Annotated in this window: 2 protein-coding genes and 1 pseudogene; all 3 read left to right on the plus strand. The window is 47.9% G+C overall.

What is annotated here, in order from left to right; all coding sequences use genetic code 11:
• Nucleotides 1–200 (plus strand): annotated as a pseudogene (locus tag ACLFWI_RS27150) (dihydroorotase); the annotation flags it as partial.
• 579 nt (nt 201–779) lie between these two features.
• Nucleotides 780–3,443 (plus strand): ATP-dependent chaperone ClpB, encoded by a 2,664-nt coding sequence (gene clpB, locus ACLFWI_RS27155; protein ID WP_446415516.1) that lies wholly within the window; start codon nt 780–782, stop codon nt 3,441–3,443.
• A 239-nt stretch (nt 3,444–3,682) separates the two neighbouring features.
• Complete coding sequence (gene hpsE / locus ACLFWI_RS27160; RefSeq protein WP_446415517.1) at nt 3,683–4,666, plus strand: hormogonium polysaccharide biosynthesis glycosyltransferase HpsE; 984 nt, start codon at nt 3,683–3,685, stop codon at nt 4,664–4,666.
• Nucleotides 4,667–4,700: the final 34 nt, after the last annotated feature.

The following is a 4,700-nucleotide window of genomic DNA, read 5'->3' on the forward strand; positions in this document are numbered from 1 at the left end:
TTAGCACAAATCCAGCGTTTTGTCTAGGTCAATCCCCCGCCAAGATTGCCAATCAGCAACCCGCCGAACTGGTGTTATTTGACCCGCAGCAGAGTTGGACAGTGGCACAAGATACCCTGAAATCCCTCTCTAGGAATACACCGTGGTTTGGGCAAAAGATTAGGGGGCGCACGGTTCAAACCTGGTCAGGATTGACATAATTTTATCCTTGAACCACCATTTGTAGGGAACCCTTCATTTAATCTTACGCCCGGAAACCGTAGGGGCGCACCGACGTGCGCCCGATTTAGATGTTATAGCAGTAGACACATCGATTAGAACTTTCGGCATCATTTATGTAGATTGGAAATCTATTTTATGTGTTACCTGTCCTGTAGGGGCGAGTCGCTGCACTATCGTTAAGGGGAAATCCATTAATTTTATCGACTCGCCCCAGGCACCATTTATTAAGGGTTTAAAGATTTATTATCTATTGCCTTTAATGAGAACGATTGCCTTAAATACCAGTGAAGCTGATCGCAAAGATAAAACGGTGGGCTACTTATGTAGAATTTTTGAGAAGATGAACGCTAAAACTATTATGATGGGATAAGGCTAATGCCCTCAATGGCTTTTCCAAATTGAGATGCTCTTACCCTAGTGCCATTGCCTGATCACCCACCCACATTTGTCACCACCGTTGCTAAATCCACGGCTAGTTCACTTTTATCGAGAGTAGATTGTTATACTGCCACTGGGAGATACTATTCAATCAAGACTCGATAACCAGATAACCACTCATGCAGCCCACCGACGCCAGCAAATTTACCGACAAAGCCTGGGAAGCGATCGTTAAATCCCAAGACGTTGCCCGCCGCTGTCGCAATCAACAGCTAGAAGTTGAACATGTGGCGATCGCACTCTTGGAACAAGAAGGGTTAGCCGCCCGGATTCTCTCACGGGTGACGGTGGATGTGCCAATGTTTAAGCAGCAATTGGAAGCCTTCGCCAATCGCCAAGCTAAGGTGAATAATGTTGACCAACTCTACCTGGGGCGAGGCTTGGATATTATGCTGGATAATGCCGAGGCATCCCGAGTCGCCCTGCAAGATGACTATATTGCGGTTGAGCATTTACTCTTGGGATTAGCCGCCGATGAACGCATCGGACGCCGCTTGTTTAAAAGCTTTGACCTGGATAGTACCAAACTCGAAGCCGCGATTAAAGCGATTCGGGGTTCGCAAAAAGTCACCGATCAAAGTCCCGAATCCCGCTATGAAGCGCTACAGAAATTTGGGCGGGATTTGACTGAACAAGCTAAAGCCGGGAAACTTGATCCGGTAATTGGGCGGGATGAAGAGATTCGTCGGGTGGTGCAAGTCTTATCCCGACGTTCCAAAAATAATCCGGTACTGATTGGGGAACCCGGTGTCGGTAAAACCGCGATCGCAGAAGGATTGGCACAACGGATAATTAATGGAGATGTGCCAGAATCTCTCAAAGGACGCCAGTTGATTTCCCTGGATATGGGCAGTTTAATTGCTGGGGCGAAATATCGAGGGGAATTTGAAGACAGACTCCGCGCCGTCTTACGGGAAGTTACCCAGTCCGATGGGCATATTGTTCTATTTATTGATGAATTGCATACCGTTGTCGGTACCGGATCAGGTCAAGGAACAATGGATGCCGGGAATTTACTTAAACCCATGCTAGCGCGAGGCGAATTGCGCTGTATTGGGGCGACAACCTTAGATGAGTACCGCAAGCATATTGAAAAAGACGCCGCCTTGGAACGACGGTTTCAACAGGTACTGGTGCGACAGCCGACGGTGGACAATACGATTTCTATTTTACGGGGACTTAAGGAACGTTACGAAGTTCACCATAATGTGACAATTACCGACTCCGCCTTAGTAGCCGCCGCGACGCTATCGAATCGGTATATTAGCGATCGCTTTTTGCCCGATAAAGCCATTGATTTAGTCGATGAAGCCGCCGCTAAGCTGAAAATGGAGATTACCTCCAAACCCGTGGAACTCGAAGCCATTGATCGCAGGCTGATGCAGCTAAAGATGGAAAAGCTATCCCTAGAAGCCGAAAGTCAGCGTCAGGGTGTCGCCGCCGTTAGCAGTGCCTATCAGTCGTCTCAGGAACGGTTAGCCCGGATTGAACAAGAGATTGAACAACTCGAAACCAATCATCAACAGCTTAACGGACAATGGCAATCGGAAAAACAACTCCTGGAAGAAATTAATCACCTGAAAAAAGAAGAAGACCAACTCCGGGTTAAAATTGAGCAAGCCGAACGGGCTTATGATCTGAATAAAGCTGCCCAGCTTAAGTATGGACAATTAGAGGTACTCCAGCACGATCGCGAGGCAAAAGAGACGATGATGATGGAACTCCAAGCAAAGGGTTCCGCCTTACTCCGGGAACAAGTCACCGAAGCCGATATTGCCGAAATTGTCGCCAAGTGGACAGGGATTCCGGTAAAACGGTTGCTGGAGTCGGAACGCCAGAAACTCTTACAGCTAGAAGGACATCTGCATAAACGAGTAATTGGGCAAGGGGAAGCCGTGGAAGCCGTCGCTGCGGCGATTCGTCGCGCTAGGGCGGGGATGAAAGATCCCGGACGCCCCATCGGTTCATTCCTCTTCTTAGGACCCACAGGCGTGGGTAAAACGGAATTGGCGCGGGCTTTGGCACAGTTCCTTTTTGACAGTGAGGAGGCATTAGTCCGGATTGATATGTCCGAGTATATGGAGAAACACGCCGTTTCCCGATTGGTGGGTGCACCTCCCGGATATGTGGGCTATGAAGAAGGGGGACAACTCACCGAAGCCATTCGCCGTCGCCCCTACTCGGTAGTGTTGCTGGATGAAGTGGAAAAGGCACACCGGGATGTCTTTAACATTTTATTACAAGTTCTTGACGATGGACGCATCACCGACTCCCAAGGGCGAACCGTGGATTTCCGCAATACGATTATTGTCATGACCAGTAATATTGGCAGTGATCATATCCTGAATGTAGCGGGAGATGATGCCCAATATGAGGAGATGCGGAAGCGAGTCACCGATGCCTTAAGAAAGCAATTTCGCCCCGAATTTGTCAATCGTGTCGATGATATTATCATCTTCCACACCCTGACTCGTAAGGAACTGCGGCAAATTGTCGAGATTCAACTGCAACGGATTGAACGGTTGTTAGCGGATCAGAAAATCTCCATTGAACTGTCATCGACGGCACAAGACTATGTGGTGAATGTCGGGTATGATCCGGTGTATGGGGCGCGTCCCCTGAAACGGGCAATCCAACGGGAACTCGAAAACCCAATTGCCACCAAGTTACTCGAAAATACCTTTGGTGCAGGGGATACAATCCTCGTCGATTGTGCGGATAATACCCTTACCTTTAATAAGCAGGAGGCGGTAAATTTGCCGGAACCGCAATCGGTACATTGAACGGGTTGCGTAAAAAATCTTCATTAAAGTTTTAGGAAAACCTCTGCCGAATTCAGCTACTATTCAGTTAGAATCAGAATTCAGGACAGGGGCGTCTCTATAAAAAGTTCGTAGTAAGTTCGTAGTAAGCGCTTTAGCGCCATCAGCGCCTCAGCACTAACCACAAACACTTAAGCCGATTATCTTCTCAACTAGGCAAAAGTGACATTTGACTTTTGACCTTTAACTTTTGACTCGTTATGTCCCTTACCTTCACCGTCGCGATTCCCACCTACAATGGCGCAAGCCGAATCCGCGAAGTATTAGAACGACTGCGCCGCCAAACGGGTACAGAATCAATTCCCTGGGAAGTTATCGTTATTGATAATAACAGTACCGATAATACGGCTGAGATTGTTCAAGCGTATCAGGAAAACTGGTCTGCCGACAATCCCCTACGATACTGCGTTGAAGCAAGACAAGGGGCAGGATTTGCCCGCCAGTTAGCCGTTCAGGAAGCCCAAGCCCCCCTGATTGGCTTTTTAGATGATGATAACATTCCCGCCCTAAACTGGGTGGCTGCCGCCGTTGCCTTTGCCCAAGCCTATCCTCAAGCCGGTGCCTATGGCAGTCAAATCCACCCAGACTTTGAAGTACCGCCTCCAGACAGCTTACGACCTATCTTACCCTTTTTAGCGATCGCAGAACGCGGCGACCAACCCTTTCGCTACGAACCCCGCCACAAATTATTACCCCCTTCCGCCGGATTAGTGATCCGAAAACAAGCGTATCTTGACACGGTTCCCAATCAACTAATTTTAACAGGCAGAATTCAGGGAAATATGCTCACCGGGGAAGACTTGGAAATGTTAAGTTATATGCAGCTCAACGGCTGGGAAATTTGGTATAACCCAGCCATGGAAATCGACCATAAAATTCCCCATAAACGCTTAGAACGAGACTATTTAATCCCCTTTATTCGCGGTATTGGACTTAGCCGTTTTGTCACCCGCATGTTAAGCGTCAAGCCTTGGCAACGCCCCTTAGCTTTTATTGCCTATACCGTTAACGATTTGCGGAAACTCATTATTCACAGCCTTAAATATCAGGGTAAACTTGAATCGGATTTAGTCGCCGCTTGTCAATGGCAACTCGTTTTGAGTAGTTTAGAGAGTCCATTCTATTTATACAAAAATGGCTATTTTAATCGCCCGAACCAAATCATTACCCTGAAAGGTAAGTAGATGGGGAGAAATAAACTCACCCCTCAATACTGCT

Origin of the sequence: Coleofasciculus sp., assembly GCF_046539235.1 — a bacterium.
Classification (GTDB): Bacteria; Cyanobacteriota; Cyanobacteriia; order Cyanobacteriales; family Coleofasciculaceae; genus Coleofasciculus.